Raw genomic sequence first — 21,998 nt, 5'->3', positions numbered from 1 at the left:
ATCTATAGTTTTGCCGAAAACTACTGGAGTATGAGAACTTTTGCTATTGGAGATATTCACGGAGGCTTAAAAGCGCTTATCGAATTATTGAATACGCTAAAACTTAAAGAGGAAGATAATCTAATATTTATGGGAGATTACGTAGATGGTTGGAGCGAATCTGCGCAAGTTATTCAGTTCTTAATAGAGCTTTCAAATACCTTTAATTGTGTTTTTATAAAAGGGAATCATGATGTTTGGGCTGAAGAGTGGTTGAGAAATGGAGATGTAAATCCTACTTGGTATATGCATGGAGGTAAGGAGACCATGGAAAGTTATGAAGGATTTTCAGATGAAGAAAAAAGGAAACATCTTGAATTTTTTAAAAACTTAAGTATGTACCATTTAGATGCTGATAATAGATTGTTTTTACATGCGGGATTTACATCTATGCATGGCGTAGAAAAAGAAGTATTTCAAACAACACTATATTTTGATAGAACACTTTGGGAAATGGCTCTTACAATGGATAAACGTATTGAGAAAAACTCTGAATTATATCCAAAACGGTTAAAGCACTATAAAGAAATTTATATAGGCCATACACCAACTATAAATTATAAACGATATGAGCCTATGAACGCTATAAACGTTTGGAATATAGATACTGGAGCTGCTTTTTTTGGAAAGTTATCAGCAATAAATATAGATACTAAAGAAGTGTTTCAAAGTGGTGTAGTTAAGGATTTATATCCTAATGAAAAAGGAAGAAATAAGAATTAAGTTTTTACTAAATTCTGTTTATAGTAGGATTTAAGCTCACTGGGAGAGGCACCTAGACGACTTTTTAAGTGAATACACCAAAAGTGAAATTGAGTTTTCCAAACGCCATTTTTTTGGTAGCATCTAGCAGATGTAGTTAACCATTCAGGAATAACTACATACTCTTTTCTAGCATATAGTTTTTTAATTAAATCGTTGTCTTCATAAATTTCAAAACGCTCATCATAACCGCCTATATCATCAAAAAGCTTTTTTGTAATAAATTGACTTTGATCCCCGCCACGACTCGCTTTAAAAGGTAAAGCAGTTAACCATCCTGCTAATTTTAACCACCAATGGCTACTATCAAATTGCATTCTAAAACACCCCGCATTGTTACCTTTTGTTACTTCAGTAATAATATATTTGTCAAAATTTTTAGGAGGAAAAGAGTCTGCATGTAAAAAATAAAGAACACCACCTGTAGCTTCTTTTGCACCTTTATTCATTTGCTTAGCACGTCCTTTTTTAGAAATTACTAATTGAATATTAGTTTTGAGTTTTTCAAACACTGGAAATGTATTGAGAACTACCTTTTGTGTATCATCACTACTTCCTCCATCAACTACTATTATTTCTTTAATATGGGTTTCTGAAGCGTTTTTTATAAGATGATTAAGCAGGTTTGTAATGTATTCTGCCTCATTAAAAACTGGTATTATAATTGAGATTTTATTCATTTAAATCCCAGCTGTAATCTTTAAATTGTTTTTTAGCACTTTGAGAAATCTCTGTTTCGGTGTATGCATTTAAAAAATCAATAAGAGAACCGTTTTGCTTAAAATCTTTAGCAAACCATTGAAATATTTTAGAAAGTTCTAAATTGTTTTTTGAAATAGAATTTCTTTCAGGATCATTTAAAAACTCCTTGGTAGCTCTAGTTAGTTGTTGTTCTAAATTTGAAGGCGTAAACGCTTCATTTTGTAATTTCGGACAAGAATAAGAAGCACAAACAATAGCAAAATGGATACGTGGTTCATCCATTTTACGTAAAATTTGATGTTCTATTTCGTCTAAATTATACCATTTTTCCCCAAGTTGCCAATAACGTTGTTTCCATGGATTTTTAATGTCCTTAATACTTTTTATTGGGTAATGACGTAAAATTAAATCAACAGTCATAGCATTGTAAGCGTTAATCCAATATGCTAATTTCTCGTTTTTAGTCCAATTACTGTCTGGTAAATTCTTACCTAGTTGGTCTATGTATTTTCTAAGAGTTTTCCAATCTGTTTTTAAGCCTTTATAATTAACATCGCCTCTGTCTGATACATGCTTTTTAAGCAACGTTTGAAACGTTTCGTGACCAAAAACTACTTTAAGAGGTGCTTGAGGTATTTCCTTGATAATGGGTTTCTCTATAATTTCAATATCTTTTTTATCAGGAGGTACCATCAATGAATCGGTCATTTTAATAACCTCTTTTGTGGTTGTAATAGTATCAATGACTTTTTTTTCTTGTTTAGATATTGAGGTTTCGTTAATAACCTTTTTAGCACTTTTACAAGAAAAAAGCGCTAGAGGTATTAGTATATAGAGATAAAACGATTTCACGGCAATTTGGGTTTTAAATTAACAACAGCCACCACCATCATAGTGATAGGTAGATTCACTAATGAAAATATCATGCCGATTTAAATCAGCCAAGGCACCAGCGGTTTTGTCACAAATAGCTAAAGGTTGGTTTTTTAGTAAAACGTGCCCTTTTTTATCATCAAAATAATCATCTTCGCCATAATAAATCGCTGCTTTTCCTGTAAAAATACATGGGCCATCTTCAGGCATAGGATCCTTTATAGCTGCTACTTCAATAGACTCTATGTAAATCAGCTCATCGGTAGGGTAGTGTTTAGGGTCTAAAATGCGATATGGCTTTCTTGCTCTTATTTCTATGGTTCCAAAACCAGCATCAGTTAATGCTTTTACATAATCAGCTATAGGCAAACTACCACTTAGACATAAAGCTCTTAAACGTTCATCATTTCGTAAAGTATCATTCATAGGTTGCTCGCAAGTAGGATCACTCATAACTAACCGTCCATGAGGTTTTAATACACGATACATTTCGGCAATAGCTTTCTTTAAATCATCAGCTTTAAATATGTTGAATAAACAATTTTGTGCCGCTACGTCTATACAGTTATCTTCAACAGGTAAGTTTAAAGCGTCTCCTTTTTTAAGTTCAACAAATTCGCTTTTAAACCAATCGTTTTGTGCTTCTGCTTCTTTAAAGTTTTTTCTTGATGCTTCTAACATTTCATCAACTACATCTACACCTACTACACCTCCTTTTTGTCTATTAAAATAGGAAAATTGTAATAATTCCATACCTCCTCCAACACCTACATAAAGCATCTTAGGATTGTTGGTTAAATCCCTTGCGTGTACAGTAGAACCACAACCATAGTTCATTTCTTGCATAATCTTTGGGATTTTTAATCCAGGTAGTTCCCAAATGGGGTTTGTTGTACAGCATAAGCCAACATCTGGTGTTAAGGCTGCTTCTTTATATACATCGTGGGTGGTGTCTAAATATGTGCTCATTTCTTCAGTGTTCAGTTTGCAGTAAGAAGTACGCAGTTTAAGTAGCAGCTATGACTTTGCTGCATACTGATGACTTGTGTACTGCTTAATTATAGTGTTTTAATTAATTCTTTAAATAGAGTGACCATATCTGGTTCAGCTTTTGCCGCCATAGCTATGATTTCTTCAATATTTACAGGTTCTAAGTTATCTGGGTCGCATTCATCTGTTAAAACTGACACTGCAGCCACTTTTAAATTTAAATGGTTAGCAACAATAATTTCAGGAACGGTACTCATACCTACAGCGTCTGCTCCAATTATTTTAAGCATTCGGTATTCTGCTCTAGTTTCTAATTGAGGTCCTACAACACTTACATAAACGCCTTCATGTAGTGTTATATTATTTGTTTTTGCAATACTTTTAAAAGTAGAATTTATAGTGTCATTATAGGGTGCACTCATATCAGTGAATCGTTCTCCTAGAAGTTCCACACCTTTAAAAGCTAAAGGGGAACTACCTTGAAGATTAATATGATCTTCAATAAGCATTAGCTCTCCTTTTTTGAAATTGAGGTTTATAGCTCCAGCAGCATTAGAAACTAACAAGGTGTGAATACCTAATTTTTCCATGATACGCACTGGGTAGGTTACGTCTTGCAACGTATAACCTTCGTATAAGTGAAAGCGCCCTTGCATAACAACAACTTTTTTACCTGCAAGTTCCCCAAAAATGAGTTTTCCTTTATGAAATTCGACAGTGGCTGTTGGAAAGTTAGGGATATGATTATAGCTTACCTCCTTTATAATATCAACTTCATTAATAAGTTGGCCTAAACCTGTACCTAAGATGATGCCAACTTCGGGATTTTCAAATCCCTTTTCTTTAAGGAAATCAACGGTTTCTGTTATAAATTTTAGCATGATTTGATTTTTTAAACTAAAAAATAAGAACCTGAGTCATCACTTAGTTCCCTTATTTAGTTATTTAACTGTTTTATTTTTTCTTGTAATTCAAGATTAGTTTTGTAAAACTCTGAAGCAACTAAATCTTCAAAAGTATCAATATCGTTTAAAGTCTCTAATATATCGTAATTGATGCTTTTGGATTGTAATTCTTTAATAGTATCCTCTAATAAGTTAGATTGACTCCAAGGTTTATCATCAAAAACACAATTATGTAATTTTGAAAGCCCAATAAGATAATAGCCACCATCAACTGCAGGACCAAAAACAACATCACTATCATTTAGAGCCTTTAAGCCATTTTTAATATGTGTTGCATTTATATCTGGAAGATCAGACCCTATTAAAACGATCCGTTCATAACCATCTTCAAAGCCTTTGGTAAAAGCATTTTTCATTCTAATACCCAAATCTTCTCCTTCCTGGACAAACTTGTCAAAGCTTTTCCACTTACTATCAATGATAACATCTGAAAAATAAATACGTTTGTTTACTTCAATATCTGAAGTTGCTTTTTCGGTTATATCAACTAATTCTTTGTAAACTTCAAATGCAGCATGATTACCGATTGTTTTGGCAAGTCTGGTTTTTACAGTGCCAAGTTTTATGTTTTTAACAAAGACTATTATGAGTTCTTTCGACATATTTTGGTAGAAAATTAAAGGGCTTTTTAAGCTACAGAACCTTGACAGCTACTTCCTGCTCCTGCGGTACAACCATAGCAATGTTGTGAAATTACAATATTTCTGCCTTCTAGAAGCGCTTCATTATAATCTGAAATATGTTTTACTTTACTATTTACAGGTAGCTCTAGCATTTGATTAAAATCGCAATCATACAAATAACCATCCCAACTTACTGAGAGGGTATTTGTACACATAACATTTACAACTGCTGAGGGATTGTAGGCTTCTACTAATTGATACATATAATCTTCGTAATTTTCTGAAGCTATGAGGTAATCTAAAAATCTTGAAATAGGTAAATTAGTAATAGCAAATAAATTATGAAATTGAATATTAAAATCTTCCATAAGTGCTTTTTTGAAATCTTTTTCCATAGCCATTTGGTCTCCAGGTAAAAATGCTCCAGATGGATTATAAACAAGATCTAGACGTAAACTGCTTTCTGGCATACCATAACCAATTGCATTTAGCATTTTTAATGCTTCAATGGATGCGTCAAAAACACCGTCTCCACGTTGTTTGTCGGTTTTTCCACGTGTCCAGTGTGGCATAGAACTTACCACATGTACATTGTGTTTTTTAAAGAACTCTGGTAAATCGTAATATTTTTTGTTGGCACGAATAATTGTAAGGTTAGAACGCACAATGAAATCTTTTATTCCTGCTTTTGAGGCTTCTTCTACAAACCATCTGAAATTTGGGTTCATCTCAGGGGCTCCTCCCGTTAAGTCTAAGGTATGAGCGCCAGTATTTTTAATGACTTCTAAGCATTGTTGCATAGTTTCTCTAGTCATTATTTCTTTTCGATCTGGGCCAGCGTCTACATGACAATGTTCGCAAACTTGATTACACATGTAACCAACGTTGATTTGGAGGATTTCTAGTTTTTTTGCTTTAAGTGGAAATTGATTGGTTTCTGCTATTTTTTTTGCAAACGTTGGTAATTCTCCATTTTGAAAGATACCATTAGATAGAATTTCTAATTGCTTTTTGCTTTTAGCTAACGCACTTTCTCGTTTATGTAGCGATTGTGTCTTTATCTTTGTCATATTCTTTCTAAAAAGCTATTAATCTTTGTTGTTCTATTTTGCGTTAGGAATTGAAGTGGCTGCTTTTGGTCCCGCCATTGCCAGAACCCAAAACTATTAACAGAAAGCCTGTTTGCAGGCAGATCCGCCCCCTTGTGGATAATACCCAAGAGGTTTTTACCCATCTAATTTATTTACTTTATTCATCATTTGTACACCATGTACTAAGGTTGCGCCACTTTTTATGGCAGCACCTACATGTATCGCTTCCATCATTTCCTCTTTAGTTACTCCGCGCTGAAGCCCATCTTTGGTATAAGCATCTATACAGTATGGGCATTGCTCTGTGTGAGCAACAGCCAGAGCAATTAAGGATTTTTCTCGTGCGGTTAAGGCTCCTTCTTCAAAAACTTTACCATAATATTCGAAAAATTTATTCCCTAAATCTTCGCTCCATTCTGTTATTTTCCCAAATTTTCTTAAGTCTGCGGGGTCGTAATATGTTTTTTGCATTATGTGGTTTTTAATGTAAATATAAACATCTTGCTATACTATGTCGTTAAAAAAGGTAAGTACTTAACAAAATTTTGAGATAATTTGCTTACTTAAATTTTTCGTAGAAACCATTATTATATTTTAGAGCTTTACACTAGTAACAGTGTACTATTTTTTAACTTTCCAAATTAAAATTTCTACAAAATAAATAAAATTTAAGCGTGTATTATATTGGATATGATTTAGGGAGTTCTTCGGTAAAAGTGGCTATTGTTAATGCTGAAACAGGTGCAAATATAATTACTCTTAATGAGCCAGCTAATGAAATGGAAATTGTAGCACCCCAACAACATTGGGCCGAGCAAGATCCAAATATGTGGTGGGATTATGTGTGTGTGGCTACTAAACGCGCTATAAAAGAAGGGAATATTGATGCTTCAAAAATTACGGGTATTGGTATTTCGTATCAAATGCATGGTTTGGTTGTAGTTGATAAAATAGGAAACCCTTTACGAAACTCTATTATATGGTGTGATAGTCGTGCTGTAGATATTGGTAATACTGCGTTTGAAGACTTAGGTAAAGATACTTGTATGCAGAAGTTACTTAATTCTCCCGGGAATTTTACAGCTTCTAAATTAAAGTGGGTAAGGGATAACGAACCTGATATTTATGATAGAATACATAAATACATGTTGCCTGGTGATTTTATTGCTATGAAATTAACTGGAGAAATCAATACCACAAAAAATGGTTTATCTGAAGGTATGCTCTGGGATTATGAGGCAGATACAGTGGCAGATTGGTTGTTGAAACACTACAATATAAATATAGATTTAACGCCAGATATAGTAGCGAATTTTACTCTGCAATGCAAAGTTAATTTTGCTGGTGCTGAAGCTACAGGTTTGCCTGAAGGTATACCAATTACATATAGGGCTGGAGACCAGCCGAACAATGCGTTGTCATTAAATGTATTTAATCATGGTGAGGTGGCAGCAACAGGTGGAACATCTGGAGTAGTATATGCTGTAACTGATATTTTGAAGTCTGAAGAGCCATCTAGAATTAATCACTTTGCACATGTAAACTACACTAATACTAACCCAACTTTAGGGAAGCTGTTGTGTATAAATGGTGCTGGAATTCAGTACAGGTGGTTAAAGGATAACTTGGCTTCAAATTCTTATGAAAATATGAATGCAAAAGCTGAGGCTGTTTCTATAGGGTCGGAAGGTGTTTGCGTTATTCCTTTTGGCAACGGTGCAGAGCGTATGTTTAATAATAAGATAGTTGGTACACATATTTTGAATTTAAATTTAAATACGCATAGCGAAGGACATTTATGTCGTGCAGCGTTAGAAGGTATTGCGTTTTCCTTTGTTTATGGTATGGATATTTTGAAGCGTGATAATGCTGAAATAAAAGTAATTAGAGCCGGGAATGATAATTTGTTTCGTTCTGAGATATTCTCAAATACTGTAGCTACTTTAATAGGTTACGATATAGAAATTTACAATACTACCGGTGCTGTTGGAGCAGCAAGAGCAGCTGGTTTGACTGATGGAGATTTTAAAAAGTTTGGCGATAATATTACGGCAAATGATCATGTAATGACTTATAAGCCATTGGGGAATAAAGCACCTTATGAACAGGCTTATAATAACTGGAAGAAGCAATTAGATATAATCTTAGATAAATAATATTAGGTAAGGTTTCTCTTGAGTGATTTAATAGGTAATGGTTTAATCATACTATATTTACCTCAAGCCTATACTAATACAAATGTTTCATTGGTTGAAAAAACAATACGATAAATAGAATAGATAACATTATAAATAAATAGAAAATGGCAATTTTAGGAGAAAAAGAATATTTTAAAGGTATCGGCGAAATTAAATTCGAGGGAAAAGAATCTGATAATCCTTTAGCATTTAAATACTACAATCCAGAGCAGGTAGTAGCAGGAAAAACAATGCGTGAGCATTTTAAGTTTGCTGTAGCGTATTGGCATACATTCTGCGGGCAAGGAGCAGATCCATTTGGGCCTGGTACTCAAAATTTTGAATGGGATCAATCTAACGATCCTATACAAGCAGCGAAAGATAAGGCTGATGCAGCTTTTGAATTTATTAGTAAAATGGGATTTGATTATTTCTGTTTTCACGATTATGATCTTGTGGCTGAAGGTGCAACACTAGCAGAATCTGAAAAACGTTTAGCGGATATTACAGATTATTTGAAAACTAAAAAAGATGCCTCTGGAATTAAATTACTTTGGGGGACAGCGAATTGTTTTTCTAATCCAAGATATATGAATGGTGCAGCTACTAACCCAGAGTTTGATGTAGTTGCTAGAGCTGGAGCACAGATAAAGTTAGCCTTAGATGCTACTATAAAATTAGATGGAGAAAATTATGTGTTCTGGGGTGGTAGAGAAGGTTACATGTCTTTGCTAAACACAGATATGGGGAGAGAATTGGATCATATGGCACAATTGTTAACAATGGCTAGAGATTATGCTAGATCTCAAGGGTTTAAAGGAACTTTCTTTATTGAGCCTAAGCCTATGGAGCCTATGAAACATCAGTACGATTTTGATGCGGCTACAGCTATAGGTTTTCTTCAAAAATATGGTTTGGATAAAGATTTTAAAATGAATATAGAGGTAAACCATGCTACTTTAGCGCAACACACGTTTCAACATGAATTAGAGGTTTCTGCTGCTGCAGGTATGTTAGGAAGTATTGATGCTAACCGTGGTGATTACCAAAACGGTTGGGATACGGATCAGTTCCCAAACAATATTCAAGAAACTACAGAAGCGATGTTGGTATTCTTGAAAGCAGGAGGCTTACAAGGTGGAGGTGTTAATTTTGACGCTAAAATTAGAAGAAACTCAACAGATTTAGAAGATGTATTTTTAGCGCATATTGGTGGTGCAGATACCTTTGCTAGAGCTTTAATTACTGCTGATAAGATTATATCATCTTCAGCTTATGATAAGTTAAGAGAGCAGCGTTATGCGTCTTTTGACTCAGGAAACGGTAAGGCCTTTGAAAATGGAACACTAGATTTTAATGATCTATACAAAATAGCACAAGAAAATGGGGAACTATCATTAAAAAGTGGTAAGCAAGAGCTGTTTGAAAATATAATTAACCAGTATATTTAGGCTATAAATTAATATTCTTTACATTTGAAACCAACTAACACATTTACTTTATGGAAGCATCACATTCAAAATATCTATTAAAATTAACTTTAGTTGCCACACTAGGTGGGCTATTATTTGGATATGATACAGGAGTTATCTCAGGAACCGTTGGTTCTTTAGATGAGTTTTTTGTAATTCCAAAACAATTATCAGAAACTGCTGCTAGTGCTTTTAAAGGATTTATAGTTTCTAGTGCATTGATAGGTTGTGTTATTGGTGGAATTTTTGGAGGTGTAGTTAGTAAGAAATTAGGTAGGAAAAAAGGTTTGATTTTAGCTGCTATTTTATTTTTAATATCTGCGCTAGGTTCTGCTATGCCAGAGATGTTAATTACATCTATTGGAGAAGGAGATCATACGCTTTCTACGGTATTCATTGTGTATAGAATTATTGGTGGTATAGGTGTAGGATTGGCGTCAATGTTGTCTCCGCTATACATTGCTGAAATTGCTCCTGCAAATAAAAGAGGGAAACTGGTGTCTTTTAACCAGTTAGCTATTGTTGGAGGGTTTATGGTAGTGTATTTTGTAAACTATTTTATTTCTAGAAGTGGTGGTTCTGATGAATGGCTAAATGCTATAGGATGGAGATGGATGTTTGCATCAGAGATTGTGCCAGCAGGATTATTTCTTTTGTTATTGTTTTTAGTTCCTGATACACCTCGTTCTTTAATGATGAAAAACAAATCAGAAGAGGCTTTAGATGTTCTAGAAAAAGTTAATGGCAAAGAACGAGCAAATGAAATATTAAGTGAGATTGAAGCATCCATGAATGAAAAAACTACTTCTGGAAGTTTGTTGTCTTTTGGGTGGTTGGTTATCATTATAGGAATTCTATTATCAGTATTTCAGCAATTCGTTGGTATAAATGTAGTATTGTACTATGCTCCTGAAATTTTTAAAACTATTTCTTCAGGAACAGATAGTGCTTTATTGATGACTATTATAGTAGGTATTGTAAATTTCTTGTTTACTATTATAGCTATCAGAACTGTAGATAAATATGGTAGAAAACCGCTAATGATTATTGGAGCTATAGGAATGGCAGTTGCTATGTTCTCTTTAGGGTTTGTGTTTTATGCCGAAGGGTCTGGGTACGCTGCATTATTTGCTATGATGTTATATGTTGCAAGTTTTGCAATGAGTTGGGGGCCTGTAACTTGGGTATTGCTTTCGGAAATTTTTCCTAATAAAATTAGAGGAAAAGCTTTGGCAATCGCTGTTGCAGCTCAGTGGATTTCTAACTATTTAGTATCTTTAACTTTCCCAATGATGAATGATAATTCATATCTAACCGAGCAGTTTAATCATGGTTTTGCATATTGGGTATATGGAATTATGAGTGTTTTAGCAACCTTGTTTATTCTTAAATATGTGCCAGAAACTAAAGGTAAAACACTGGAAAAAATGGAAAATATCTGGAAAAAGTAATCTATTTACCTAATAATATTTTGCACAAAAGCGGTATTCTTTTAGATATTTAGAATACCGTTTTTTTTTCTGTGTTATTAATTTAATATTCTTTTTAATTCTGCATTAGAATGATTTAATAATTAATTATTATATGATTGGGAAGACCGATTATTCTAAATTATTATTAAGTTGTTCTATATACGTTAAAACATCATTCTTTCCAATGTTTTTAGAACTTGAAGTTATAAAATAACTTGGCATCTCTTCCCAAAACTCTAGCATTATGGATTTGTAGTCGTTAACATGTCTTTCAATAGCTTTTGGTTTTAGTTTGTCAGCCTTAGTGAAAATAATAGAAAAAGGGATGTTATGCTCCCCTAACCATTGCATAAAATCTAAATCTATGGGTTGTGGTTTATGGCGAATATCTACCAATACAAAACCAGTAACTAATTGTTCACGATGAGCAAAATACTGAGTAATAAATTTTTGAAAGGTCTTTTTAGAGCTTTTAGAAACGCGAGCATAACCGTAACCAGGTAAATCTACCAAGTGCCAGTTTTTATTAATTAAAAAATGGTTGATTAATTGTGTTTTTCCAGGTTTTCCAGAAGTTTTTGCTAAACTTTTTCTACCAGTAAGCATGTTGATTAAAGAAGACTTTCCAACATTACTTCTGCCTATAAAAGCATATTCAGGTAAACTGCTTTTTGGGCATTTACTTACATCAGAATTACTGATTACAAATTCAGCAGATTTAATCAGCATAAAATTTTAATTTGAGTGTTACTGATTTATAGTTTTTTATCAGTCAGCCATGAATGCAGAATTTCATTGAATTTGTCTGGATGTTCCATCATGGCTGCATGGCCGCATTTATCAATCCAAAATAAATCAGAATCTGGTAATAATTCATGGAATTCTTCTGCAACTTCAGGAGGTGTAACATTGTCATTTTTTCCCCAAATTATACAGGTAGGTGTATGCATTTTAGGTAAATCTTTTGCCATGTTATGCCGTATAGCACTTTTAGCTATAGCAAGTGTTTTTATTAGTTTGTTGCGGTCATTTACAGTTGCGTAAACTTCATCTACAATTTCTTTTGTAGCAACTTCAGGATCATAAAATACATCTTGAGCTTTCTTTTTGATGACTTCATAATCACTACGCTTTGTATAGCCACTACCCATTGCGCTTTCATAAAGTCCTGAACTTCCTGTAATTACAAGGGCTTTTACCTTTTCTGGATATAGTTTGGTGTGATAAAGTCCAATGTGTCCTCCAAGAGAGTTTCCTAATAAAATAACTTCGTTAAAGCCTTTAAATTCAATAAAATCATGAAGATATTTTGCAAAACTCTTTACGTTGGTTTTTAAGAGCGACATGCTATAAATTGGTAGTTCAGGGATTACGATTTTATAACCCTTAACACTAAAAAAGTTTTTAACAGAATCAAAGTTGCTTAAACCTCCCATCAAGCCATGAAGCACAATTATTGGTATACCTTCTCCAACCTCTATATAACTGTAGCATTTTTCTTTTCTTAAGCTTTCCCCCATTAATCTTGGTTCATCCATTTCGTTAAAAACAAATATAGTTAAATCATTCATATTTCAAGGGGTTATTTTTTTCTTCAAATTAAGTGTTGCAATTAAGGATTATTAACAGTAGTTGATAAGTGGTTATCTCCTTTATAAGTGTTTGATATTAAGTTGTAAGAGTGCTGAATTAACTGTGGGAATCAGATTAAAAACATTAAGAATTGAAAAATTATTAACAAAAGTGGGATAAAGTGGTAAATGGTGGTAAATTTTGATATATTTGAAACTTAAACACCAAAAACTGAAATCGTTACAGTGCATTCATTGATAGGAACATACAATTGTAAGGTCGACGCTAAAGGGCGTATGATGATACCTTCAGGTATGAAAAAGCAGTTGATGCCTATTCTGGAAGATGGTTTTGTGTTGCGTCGTTCGGTATTCCAAAAATGTTTGGAATTGTATCCTATGGCAGAATGGCAATTGTTAATGCAGAAAATGAATAAGCTGAACAGGTTTAAGAAGAAAAATAATGATTTTATCAGGAGGTTTAGTGCAGGAGCGAGAATTGTGGAAGTAGATAGTAATGGCAGATTGTTGATTCCTAAAGATTTAACTGTTTTTGCTGATATCTCTAAAGATATTGTGATTTCTCCGTCGATAAATATTATCGAGATATGGGACAAAGAATTGTATGAACAATCTATTGACGATGCAGCTTTGGATTTTGCTGATTTAGCTGAAGAAGTAATGGGGCAAGATTATGGAGACGATGTATCATAATCCAGTTTTATTAAAAGAAACTGTAGATGGTTTAAATATAAAGCCAGACGGTGTTTATGTAGATGTAACCTTTGGTGGGGGTGGTCATAGTAAAGAGATTTTGCATAGGCTTGGAGATGGAGGAAGGCTGTTTGCTTTTGATCAGGATTTGGATGCTTTAGATAATGCAATTGATGATGATCGCTTTGTGTTGATAAATGAAAATTTTAGGTACGTAAAGCGTTTTTTAAGATTTCATGGTGTTAAGAAGGTAGATGGTGTTTTGGCAGACTTTGGAGTGTCATCTCATCAATTTGATGTTGCTGAGCGAGGGTTTTCAACGCGGTTTGAAGCGAAGTTAGATATGCGAATGAATCGGCAAAATGAATTATCAGCATATCATGTTGTTAATGAATATGAAGAGGAGCAATTAAGGCAGGTGTTTTTTCAATATGGAGAATTGAGGGCTGCTCCAGCAATGGCGAGATTGATTGTGGAGCATAGACAAAATGAACCTATATTGACTAGCCAGCAATTAAAGCAGGTGTTAAAAAAGTTTCTTTCGCCAAGGCATGAAAATAAAATTTTAGCTCAAATATATCAAGCGATTAGAATAGAGGTAAATCAGGAAATTGAGGTTTTAAAAGAGTTCTTGTTGCAAATGCCTGAAGTTTTAAAAATAGGAGGTAGGTTAAGTTTTATTTCTTATCACTCTTTGGAAGATCGATTGGTAAAGCGTTTTATTAGAAACGGATTATTTGAAGGAGAACCAGAGCGTGATGTGTTTGGGAATTTTGAAGTTCCGTTAAAAAAGATAAATGGATTGATAGTACCAACCCAAGAAGAAATAAAATTAAATAATAGAGCACGTAGTGCAAAACTTAGAATAGCCGAAAAGATATAGATGAAAAACAAAATCTATAACATATTAAAAGGGACATTTTTGGTAAGTGACGATTCGTTTAAAAATTGGCGCATTATACTCTTTATATCGGCTTTGGCTATTGTAATGATTGCAAGCTCTCACAGTGCTGATAAGAAAGTGCATGAGATAGCAAAATTGAAAAACGAAGTAAAAGAAATGCGATCTGCATTTGTGGATGGACGATCAAGATTAATGCGTTTAAAGATGGAGTCTTCTGTTGTGGCTAAAATGAAGGAAAAAGGGTTGACTCCCTCTGCAATTCCACCCAAAAAGATAAAAGTTAAATCACAAAATTAAAGTTAAATCTTGGCAGTAAACGAGAAGAACATATTAAACCGATTGTATTTCATAGCAGGATGTATGTTCCTCTTTGGAATTGCTGTTATGGTAAAATTGGCAAATGTTCAGTTTGTGCAAGGGGATGAGTATCGCGCCAAAGCTAGTGAACGTATTGTAAAAGATTTTCCAGTTCCCGCAAATCGCGGTAATGTTTACTCAGTTAACGGAAATTTACTAGCGACTTCCATTCCTAAATATGATATAAGAATTGATGCATTAACGCCAAAAGTATCAATTTTTGAAAAACATCTCAAAGGACTTTGTGATTCTTTGGCAAAGTTCCCAGGAAAGAGAACGTCTAGCCAATACCAACAACAATTGCGTAAAGCAAGGATAAATAAAAATAGATATTTTTTGTTAGCCAAAAATTTAGGCTATTCGGAATATATACGCATGCTTACCTATCCTTTATTGGATAAGAGTCCGTTTAAAGGTGGGTTAATTGTAGAACAAAGAACAAAACGAGAACACCCAATGGGTGGTATTGCACAACGTACCATTGGTTATGAGCGTATTGATGAGAAAGGAAATGTAACACGTCCAGGAATTGATGGAGCTTTTGGTGTAAAGTATCTACGTGGAACTGATGGAAAGCACGCCAAACAGCAAATTGGTAAAAACCAATGGAAACCTATAATTGATTACAATAAAATTGAACCGCAGGATGGTTTGGATGTATATACTACTATAGATGTGAATATTCAGGATATAGCACATCATTCACTGTTGAATCAACTTGAAAAGTATAAAGCAGATCATGGGTGTGCTGTAGTTATGGAAGTGGAAACTGGAGAAGTAAGGGCTATAGTAAATTTAGGTAGGAATCCAGAAGGGAAATATTACGAAAGAAGGAACTATGCAGTTTGGGAATCTCATGAACCAGGGTCAACATTTAAATTAATGGCGCTTGCTGCCGGTTTGGAAGATAAAGTGATAGATACAAGTGATGTTGTTGATACAGAAAAAGGTGTTTTAACTTATTACGGGAAGAAAGTAAGGGATTCAAAATGGGGAGGGTATGGTAAAATTTCTTTGTCAGAAGCCTTTGAAGTGTCTTCCAATACCGGAGTAGTAAAAGCTATATATAATGCCTATAAAGAAAGACCTGAAAAGTTTGTAGATAGGTTATATGAAATGAATTTAGACGGTAAACTTAATTTACCCATTATTGGAGAAGGTAAGGCTATCATTCCTGATCCTAGAATAAAAAACAAACGTTGGAGTGGTATAGCGTTGCCATGGATGGCTTTTGGTTATGGCGTGTCATTTACACCGTTGCAAACATTAACATTCTATAATGCAGTTGCAAATGATGGTGTTATGGTAAAACCTAGGTTTTTAAAAGAAGTTAAGGAATTTGATAAAACCATAGTGCCTTTTGAGCGTGAAATAATTAACAAGCAAATATGTTCTGAAACTACTATAAAAAAGCTTCAAAAACTATTAAAAAATGTAGTAGAGAAAAAGCATGGGACAGGGCATAGATTATATTCTAAAAACTTCTCCATGGCAGGTAAAACAGGCACTTGTCAAAAGGACTACAGAGATAAAGAAAAACTGAATTACATATCGTCATTTGCGGGTTTTTTTCCTGCTGATAATCCTAAATACTCATGTATTGTGGTTATTCATGAGCCAGATAAAAAGGTAGGGTATTATGGTGCGGATGTATCTGGTCCAGTTTTTAAAACGATAGCTCAAAAAATATTTACTGATACACCAGTGATTGAAGAGGTGGGGTCTTTAGAGGTAAAACATGCTTCTGTAGAACAGCAGTTTGAAGCATATTTTAAAACAGCACAAACCTATAAAACTATAATGCCAAATGTGGTGGGGTTGCCTGCAATGGATGCTGTTGCATTATTGGAAAACATGGGGCTTAAAGTGGGTTTTAAAGGTTCGGGAATAGTAAGAAAGCAGTCTGTTGCTAAAGGGCAAAAAATAAAAAAGAATCAAAAAGTAATTTTAGAAATATCGTGAGTATTCTAAAGGACATATTATATAAAGTGAATATTAATGCTGTTGTTGGTAATACCAATATAGCTATTAATGCAATTCAATTTGATTCCAGAAAAGTAGTAAACAAAGATGTGTTTGTTGCTGTAAAAGGAACTCTTGTTGATGGTCATAATTATATAGATGTTGCAATAAAACAAGGAGCATTAGTTATTATATGCGAAGCTTTGCCTACTAATTTGGTTGATGGTATTACCTATGTAGAAGTTTACAAATCAAACAAAGCACTGGCGATTATGGCTTCAAATTATTATGATTCCCCATCTGATAATTTGAAGCTGGTTGGTGTAACAGGAACTAATGGGAAAACTACAGTAACCACATTGCTGTATCAGCTATTTAAAAATGCAGGATACAAGGTAGGGTTATTATCTACAGTTAAAATTATGGTAGATGATACTGAGTACAAGTCAACTCATACTACACCAGATTCTTTAACTGTTAATAAGTATCTAAAGTTGATGAATGAGGCAGGAGTTGAATTTTGCTTTATGGAGGTAAGTTCTCATGGTATTCATCAAGGTAGAACAGAAGGTTTAAAGTTTGAAGGTGGGGTGTTTACTAACCTCTCTCATGACCATTTAGATTATCACAACACATTTGCAGAATATAGAGATGTAAAAAAAGCATTTTTTGATGGGTTAGATAAGCATGCATTCGCCTTATCAAATACGGATGATAAGAATGGTTTAGTGATGTTGCAAAATACAGAAGCTAAAAAATATACCTATGCTTTAAAAGGGTATGCCGATTATAAGTCTCAAATTTTAGAGAATGAGTTTAGTGGGTTATTACTTTCTATTGATGGAAGTGAAGTGTGGACCCGCTTAATAGGAAATTTTAATGCTTACAATGTTTTAGCAATTTATGCAACAGCAGAGCTGCTGGGGCTTGAAAAAGTTGAGGTTTTAAGGTTGATAAGCGATTTACAAAGCGTTAGTGGAAGATTTCAATATCTAGTATCTGATGAAAAAATAACTGCAATTGTAGATTATGCACATACACCAGATGCCTTAAAGAATGTATTAGAAACAATTAATAGTATTCGTACAAAAAACGAATCGCTCATAACGGTTGTAGGTTGTGGGGGAGATAGAGATAAAAAAAAGCGTCCTAAAATGGCGCATATCGCATCAGAGTTGAGCACGAAAGTGATTTTTACAAGTGATAATCCAAGAAGCGAAACTCCAGAGGTAATTATTGAGGATATGGAGAAAGGAGTGGAACCTCAGAATTTTAAAAAAACAATGTCAATAATAGATAGAAAGCAAGCTATTAAAACAGCTTGTCAATTGGCTGAGGCTAAAGATATCATTCTAATAGCAGGAAAAGGTCATGAAACCTATCAAGAAATAAATGGGGAACGATTTGATTTTGATGATTATAAAACGGTTCAAGAATTTTTAAAACAGTTGCAAAAGTAAATGCTGTACTACCTATTTGATTATTTAGAGAAAGAATTCCAGTTTCCTGGTGCTTCACTTTTTGGTTTCTTAACCTTTAGAGGTGCTCTAGCAATGATTCTCTCTTTGTTAATTTCAACCATTTACGGAAAACGTATTATTCGTTTCCTTCAAAAGAAACAAATGGGAGAAACCATCAGGGATTTAGGATTGGCTGGTCAAGCAGAAAAAGCAGGAACACCAACTATGGGCGGTATCATTATTATACTAGCAACACTTATACCTGTGTTCTTGTTAGCAAAATTAGAGAATGTTTATATCATTCTGCTTATCATCACAACGCTTTGGATGGGAGTTATTGGGTTTATTGATGACTATATTAAAAAATTTAAAAATGATAAAGAAGGTTTAAAAGGGCGTTTTAAAGTTTTGGGTCAGATAGGTTTAGGACTTATCGTCGGTTTAACATTATATCTTAATCCAGATGTAACAATTAAGGAGCAACTACCCATAGAAGAGCAACAAATATTATTACAAGAAAATCCCAATTTACCAATAAGTAAACTATTTGGGGAAGAACACCAATCCACTAAAACCACAATTCCTTTTGTGAAAAATAATGAGTTTGATTATGCAAACCTCATAACGTGGATTAGTGAGGATTTAGCAGATTATGCTTGGATAATTTTTGTGTTAGTAGCCATCTTTATTATTACTGCAGTGTCAAATGGCGCAAATCTTACAGATGGTATTGATGGTTTAGCAGCAGGAACCTCGGCCATTATAGTGTTAACCTTAGGAATTTTTGCATGGGTGTCTGGTAATATTGTTTTTTCTGATTATTTAAACATTATGTATATCCCAAGTGTTGAAGAAATAACAATTTATATAGCTGCATTTGTGGGTGCTTTAATAGGTTTTTTATGGTATAATACCTTTCCCGCACAAGTATTTATGGGAGATACCGGGAGTTTAACTATAGGTGGGATTATAGCTGTTATAGCAATTGCAGTAAGAAAAGAATGGTTGATACCATTAATGTGCGGTATTTTTTTAGCAGAAAATTTGTCTGTGGTAATGCAGGTAAGCTGGTTTAAATATACAAAGAAAAAATATGGAGAAGGACGACGCATTTTTAAGATGTCGCCATTACATCATCATTATCAAAAACTAGGGTATCATGAAAGTAAAATTGTAACGCGATTTTGGATTGTGGGTATTCTACTAGCTATTCTTTCAATAGTAACCTTGAAAATTAGATAACAAATTCTTGCGAGAGCAGGAATCTCATAAAATGAAGGAGGAAAAATTACATGAGGATAAGCGAAGCTCTTCCGTTGGAGGGCTTGGAAAGGGATTCTTAGTGGTTTTAGGAGGAGGAGAAAGTGGTGTTGGTACAGCACTTTTAGCAAATGCTAAAGGGTTTAGCGTTTTTGTTTCAGACAAAGGAAAAATAAAAACAAAATACAAAGAAGTTCTTATACATAATGAGATTGAGTGGGAGGAAGAGCAGCATACAGAAGCTAAAATTCTAAAAGCAGATGTGGTAATGAAGAGTCCTGGGATTCCAGATAAAGTGCCTTTAGTAAAAGCTATAAGAGGTAAAGGTGTGAAGGTGGTTTCAGAAATTGAGTTTGCATCAAAATATACATCAGCCTGTATTGTTGGAATTACAGGAAGTAATGGTAAAACTACAACAGCAACGCTAACACATCACTTGTTAAAAGATGATTTAAATGTGGGTTTAGCAGGAAACATAGGAGATAGTTTTGCAAAGCAATTGTTAGAAAAAAAATTTGAAAACTATGTGTTAGAGATAAGTAGTTTTCAATTAGATGATGTAGTTGATTTTAAACCAAAAATTGCTGTTATAACTAACATTACACCAGACCATTTAGATAGGTATGATTACGAGTTTGAGAATTATGTGAAAGCAAAATTTAAAATAGCTATGAATCAAACCAAAGATGATTACTTGATCTATGATGCTGATGATGAAGTAATAGTAAATTATTTAAAGGCTAATCCGCTTCAATCTACATTATTGCCATTTTCATTGGAGAGGAAAATTGAAAATGGTGCATATTTTAAAAACGATAAACTAATAATAACGATAGATAATAACCAAATACTTATGCCAACAAACAACTTAACTTTAGAGGGGAAACACAATATTAAAAATGCCATGGCAGCCTCCACCGTGGCGCATTTGTTAAAAATTAGGAAACAAACTATACGTGAAAGTTTAGAGAACTTTCAAGGTGTAGAGCATAGGCTAGAGCAAGTGCTTAAAATAAATAGAGTACAATATATCAACGATTCTAAAGCAACCAATGTAAATGCTACATATTTTGCTTTGGAAAGTATGGATGCGCCTACAGTATGGATTGTTGGAGGAGTAGATAAAGGTAATGATTACCGTGAATTATTTCCATTTGTAAACGAAAAGGTAAAAGCAATTATTTGTTTAGGAGTTGATAATGAAAAACTAATGGATACGTTTGGAAATATGGTTGATGTTATTGTTGAAACTCAATTTATGAGTGAGGCAGTTAAAATCGCATACAAGATTGCTGAATCTGGAGACAATGTACTTTTATCTCCTGCATGCGCAAGTTTTGATTTGTTTGAAAATTATGAAGATAGAGGGCGTCAATTCAAAAATTCAGTAAGGAATTTATAAAAGTTATTGTGCAGCAAATTTTTAAAAATATAAAAGGAGATCGGTTAATTTGGGCAATAGTGGCACTATTGGCTATTCTATCGTTTTTGCCGGTTTACAGTGCTGCGAGTAATTTGGCCTATAAAGGCGAAGGTACAAACACGTTTGTTTTTTTTGTGAAACATTTTGTGTTCTTGCTTACTGGCTTTTTAATTATGTATGGAACTCATAAGATTCCTTATCGTTATTTTAAAGGTTTGTCTTTAGTAATGATTCCTATTGTTTTTGTGTTGCTGACAATTACGATGTTACAGGGTACAACAGTTGGGGGAGCTAGTGCTAGTAGATGGATTAAAATTGGTGGAGTGTCATTTCAAACATCAGCATTTGCCGCAGTAGTTTTGATGGTGTATGTGGCAAGATATTTATCTAAAATGAAGGATAAAGATATAAAGTTGAATACCTCTATTTTGCCTTTGTGGATTCCTGTCTTTTTGGTATTAGCACTTATACTGCCCTCAAATTTTTCTACAGCTGCCATAATTTTTACAATGGTGTTAATTCTAGTGTTTATGGGAGGATATCCTGTTAAGTATTTGGCTGTGATTTTAGGTTCAGGATTAATAGCTTTAACGCTTTTTGTTTTAGTGGCAAGAATGACAGAAGGTCCTTTGAAGGTAAAAGTTAATACTTGGGAAAATAGAATAGCAAACTATTGGAATGGAGAAGATACAGAAGCAGACTATCAAATAGAGAAAGCAAAAATAGCAATAGCATCTGGGGAAATATATGGTGTTGGTCCGGGAAAAAGTATTCAAAAAAACTTTTTGCCTCAAATTTCTTCAGATTTCATTTTTGCAATAATTATTGAAGAGTATGGATTAATAGGAGGATTTCTTATTATGTTATTGTATTTGTGGTTGCTTTTTAGAGTGGTTATAGTGGCGCAAAAAGCAGATACTGTTTTTGGAAAATTACTGGTTTTAGGAGTTGGCTTACCTATAATTTTTCAGGCACTAATAAATATGGCTGTAGCAGTAGAATTATTTCCTGTAACAGGGCAAACATTGCCGCTTATTAGTAGTGGAGGAACATCTATTTGGATGACCTGTCTCGCTATTGGTATTATATTAAGTGTAAGTGCAAGGCGAGAAGAAGTTAAAGAACAAGCAATAAATAATGATAATCCTTTAGAGATTTTATCGGAAACGATTTAGTGATTA

At 33.8% G+C, this 21,998-nt stretch carries 21 protein-coding genes; 12 read left to right on the top strand and 9 right to left on the bottom strand.

What is annotated here, in order from left to right:
* Positions 1-30: 30 nt before the first annotated feature.
* Positions 31-762 carry a metallophosphoesterase family protein gene (locus tag EYD46_RS10665; RefSeq protein ID WP_130937124.1) on the top strand — a complete coding sequence of 244 codons (732 nt, stop codon included), beginning with the start codon at positions 31-33 and terminating at the stop codon, positions 760-762.
* Here the strand turns inward: EYD46_RS10665 and EYD46_RS10660 are convergent.
* The 7 genes from EYD46_RS10660 to EYD46_RS10630 all read right to left on the bottom strand — a co-directional run bounded on the left by EYD46_RS10660 (position 759) and on the right by EYD46_RS10630 (position 6,516).
* Positions 759-1,481 (bottom strand): TIGR04283 family arsenosugar biosynthesis glycosyltransferase, encoded by a 723-nt coding sequence (locus tag EYD46_RS10660; protein WP_130937122.1) that lies wholly within the window; start codon positions 1,479-1,481, stop codon positions 759-761. The genes EYD46_RS10665 and EYD46_RS10660 overlap by 4 nt on opposite strands.
* On the bottom strand, positions 1,474-2,355 hold the full coding sequence (locus tag EYD46_RS10655; RefSeq protein ID WP_229731334.1) for a DUF547 domain-containing protein: 882 nt from the start codon (positions 2,353-2,355) through the stop codon (positions 1,474-1,476). Before EYD46_RS10655 ends, EYD46_RS10660 begins: the two co-directional genes overlap by 8 nt.
* 18 nt (positions 2,356-2,373) lie before the next feature.
* Positions 2,374-3,345 carry an arsenosugar biosynthesis arsenite methyltransferase ArsM gene (gene arsM, locus EYD46_RS10650; RefSeq protein WP_130937120.1) on the bottom strand — a complete coding sequence of 324 codons (972 nt, stop codon included), beginning with the start codon at positions 3,343-3,345 and terminating at the stop codon, positions 2,374-2,376.
* 89 nt (positions 3,346-3,434) lie between these two features.
* Positions 3,435-4,247: a purine-nucleoside phosphorylase gene (locus EYD46_RS10645; protein ID WP_130937118.1), complete on the bottom strand. Its 813-nt coding sequence runs from the start codon at positions 4,245-4,247 to the stop codon at positions 3,435-3,437.
* Between the two features lie 56 nt (positions 4,248-4,303).
* The gene (locus EYD46_RS10640) at positions 4,304-4,933 is read right to left on the bottom strand and encodes a TIGR04282 family arsenosugar biosynthesis glycosyltransferase (protein WP_130937117.1); all 630 of its coding nucleotides are present in this window, start codon (positions 4,931-4,933) and stop codon (positions 4,304-4,306) included.
* A 26-nt stretch (positions 4,934-4,959) separates the two neighbouring features.
* Positions 4,960-6,015: an arsenosugar biosynthesis radical SAM (seleno)protein ArsS gene (gene arsS, locus EYD46_RS10635; RefSeq protein ID WP_130937389.1), complete on the bottom strand. Its 1,056-nt coding sequence runs from the start codon at positions 6,013-6,015 to the stop codon at positions 4,960-4,962.
* A gap of 165 nt (positions 6,016-6,180) precedes the next feature.
* Positions 6,181-6,516 carry an arsenosugar biosynthesis-associated peroxidase-like protein gene (locus tag EYD46_RS10630; protein WP_130937115.1) on the bottom strand — a complete coding sequence of 112 codons (336 nt, stop codon included), beginning with the start codon at positions 6,514-6,516 and terminating at the stop codon, positions 6,181-6,183.
* Positions 6,517-6,719: 203 nt separating this feature from the next.
* Between EYD46_RS10630 and EYD46_RS10625 the strand changes: the two genes are divergently transcribed.
* From EYD46_RS10625 to xylE, 3 genes are all read left to right on the top strand, one after another.
* Positions 6,720-8,201 (top strand): xylulokinase, encoded by a 1,482-nt coding sequence (locus EYD46_RS10625; protein WP_130937114.1) that lies wholly within the window; start codon positions 6,720-6,722, stop codon positions 8,199-8,201.
* Positions 8,202-8,347: 146 nt separating this feature from the next.
* Positions 8,348-9,673 (top strand): xylose isomerase, encoded by a 1,326-nt coding sequence (gene xylA, locus EYD46_RS10620; RefSeq protein WP_130937112.1) that lies wholly within the window; start codon positions 8,348-8,350, stop codon positions 9,671-9,673.
* Between the two features lie 50 nt (positions 9,674-9,723).
* A complete protein-coding gene (xylE, locus tag EYD46_RS10615; protein WP_130937111.1) occupies positions 9,724-11,145 on the top strand; it encodes a D-xylose transporter XylE in 1,422 nt (473 codons plus the stop codon).
* 150 nt (positions 11,146-11,295) lie between these two features.
* On the opposite strand, the gene yihA is transcribed toward xylE, so the two are convergent.
* Positions 11,296-11,895: a ribosome biogenesis GTP-binding protein YihA/YsxC gene (yihA, locus tag EYD46_RS10610; RefSeq protein WP_130937109.1), complete on the bottom strand. Its 600-nt coding sequence runs from the start codon at positions 11,893-11,895 to the stop codon at positions 11,296-11,298.
* Between the two features lie 26 nt (positions 11,896-11,921).
* The gene (locus tag EYD46_RS10605; protein ID WP_130937388.1) at positions 11,922-12,686 is read right to left on the bottom strand and encodes an alpha/beta fold hydrolase; all 765 of its coding nucleotides are present in this window, start codon (positions 12,684-12,686) and stop codon (positions 11,922-11,924) included.
* A gap of 297 nt (positions 12,687-12,983) precedes the next feature.
* On the opposite strand from EYD46_RS10605, the gene mraZ reads away from it, so the two are divergent.
* The 8 genes from mraZ (at position 12,984) to EYD46_RS10565 (ending at position 21,992) form a co-directional block, all read left to right on the top strand.
* Positions 12,984-13,451, top strand: a complete 468-nt coding sequence (gene mraZ / locus EYD46_RS10600) for a division/cell wall cluster transcriptional repressor MraZ (protein ID WP_130937107.1) — start codon at positions 12,984-12,986, stop codon at positions 13,449-13,451.
* Positions 13,432-14,334, top strand: a complete 903-nt coding sequence (gene rsmH, locus EYD46_RS10595; RefSeq protein WP_130937106.1) for a 16S rRNA (cytosine(1402)-N(4))-methyltransferase RsmH — start codon at positions 13,432-13,434, stop codon at positions 14,332-14,334. Before mraZ ends, rsmH begins: the two co-directional genes overlap by 20 nt.
* Positions 14,335-14,652, top strand: coding sequence for an FtsL-like putative cell division protein (locus EYD46_RS10590; protein WP_130937104.1), 318 nt, complete (start codon positions 14,335-14,337; stop codon positions 14,650-14,652).
* Between the two features lie 63 nt (positions 14,653-14,715).
* Positions 14,716-16,674 (top strand): penicillin-binding protein, encoded by a 1,959-nt coding sequence (locus EYD46_RS10585; protein ID WP_130937387.1) that lies wholly within the window; start codon positions 14,716-14,718, stop codon positions 16,672-16,674.
* A complete protein-coding gene (locus tag EYD46_RS10580) occupies positions 16,671-18,134 on the top strand; it encodes a UDP-N-acetylmuramoyl-L-alanyl-D-glutamate--2,6-diaminopimelate ligase (RefSeq protein ID WP_130937102.1) in 1,464 nt (487 codons plus the stop codon). The genes EYD46_RS10585 and EYD46_RS10580 overlap by 4 nt, the downstream gene beginning before the upstream one ends.
* Entirely contained in the window at positions 18,135-19,376 is a 1,242-nt protein-coding gene (gene mraY, locus EYD46_RS10575) for a phospho-N-acetylmuramoyl-pentapeptide-transferase (RefSeq protein ID WP_130937101.1), read from the top strand.
* Positions 19,377-19,407: 31 nt separating this feature from the next.
* A complete protein-coding gene (gene murD, locus EYD46_RS10570) occupies positions 19,408-20,796 on the top strand; it encodes a UDP-N-acetylmuramoyl-L-alanine--D-glutamate ligase (protein ID WP_130937099.1) in 1,389 nt (462 codons plus the stop codon).
* 8 nt (positions 20,797-20,804) lie between these two features.
* Positions 20,805-21,992 (top strand): FtsW/RodA/SpoVE family cell cycle protein, encoded by a 1,188-nt coding sequence (locus EYD46_RS10565; RefSeq protein ID WP_130937098.1) that lies wholly within the window; start codon positions 20,805-20,807, stop codon positions 21,990-21,992.
* Positions 21,993-21,998: the final 6 nt, after the last annotated feature.

This window comes from Hyunsoonleella pacifica (genome assembly GCF_004310335.1).
In the GTDB taxonomy this organism is placed as follows: domain Bacteria; phylum Bacteroidota; class Bacteroidia; order Flavobacteriales; family Flavobacteriaceae; genus Jejuia; species Jejuia pacifica.
The sequence above is the reverse complement of the archived record's forward strand: the minus strand, read 5'-3'. Positions and strand labels throughout refer to the sequence as shown.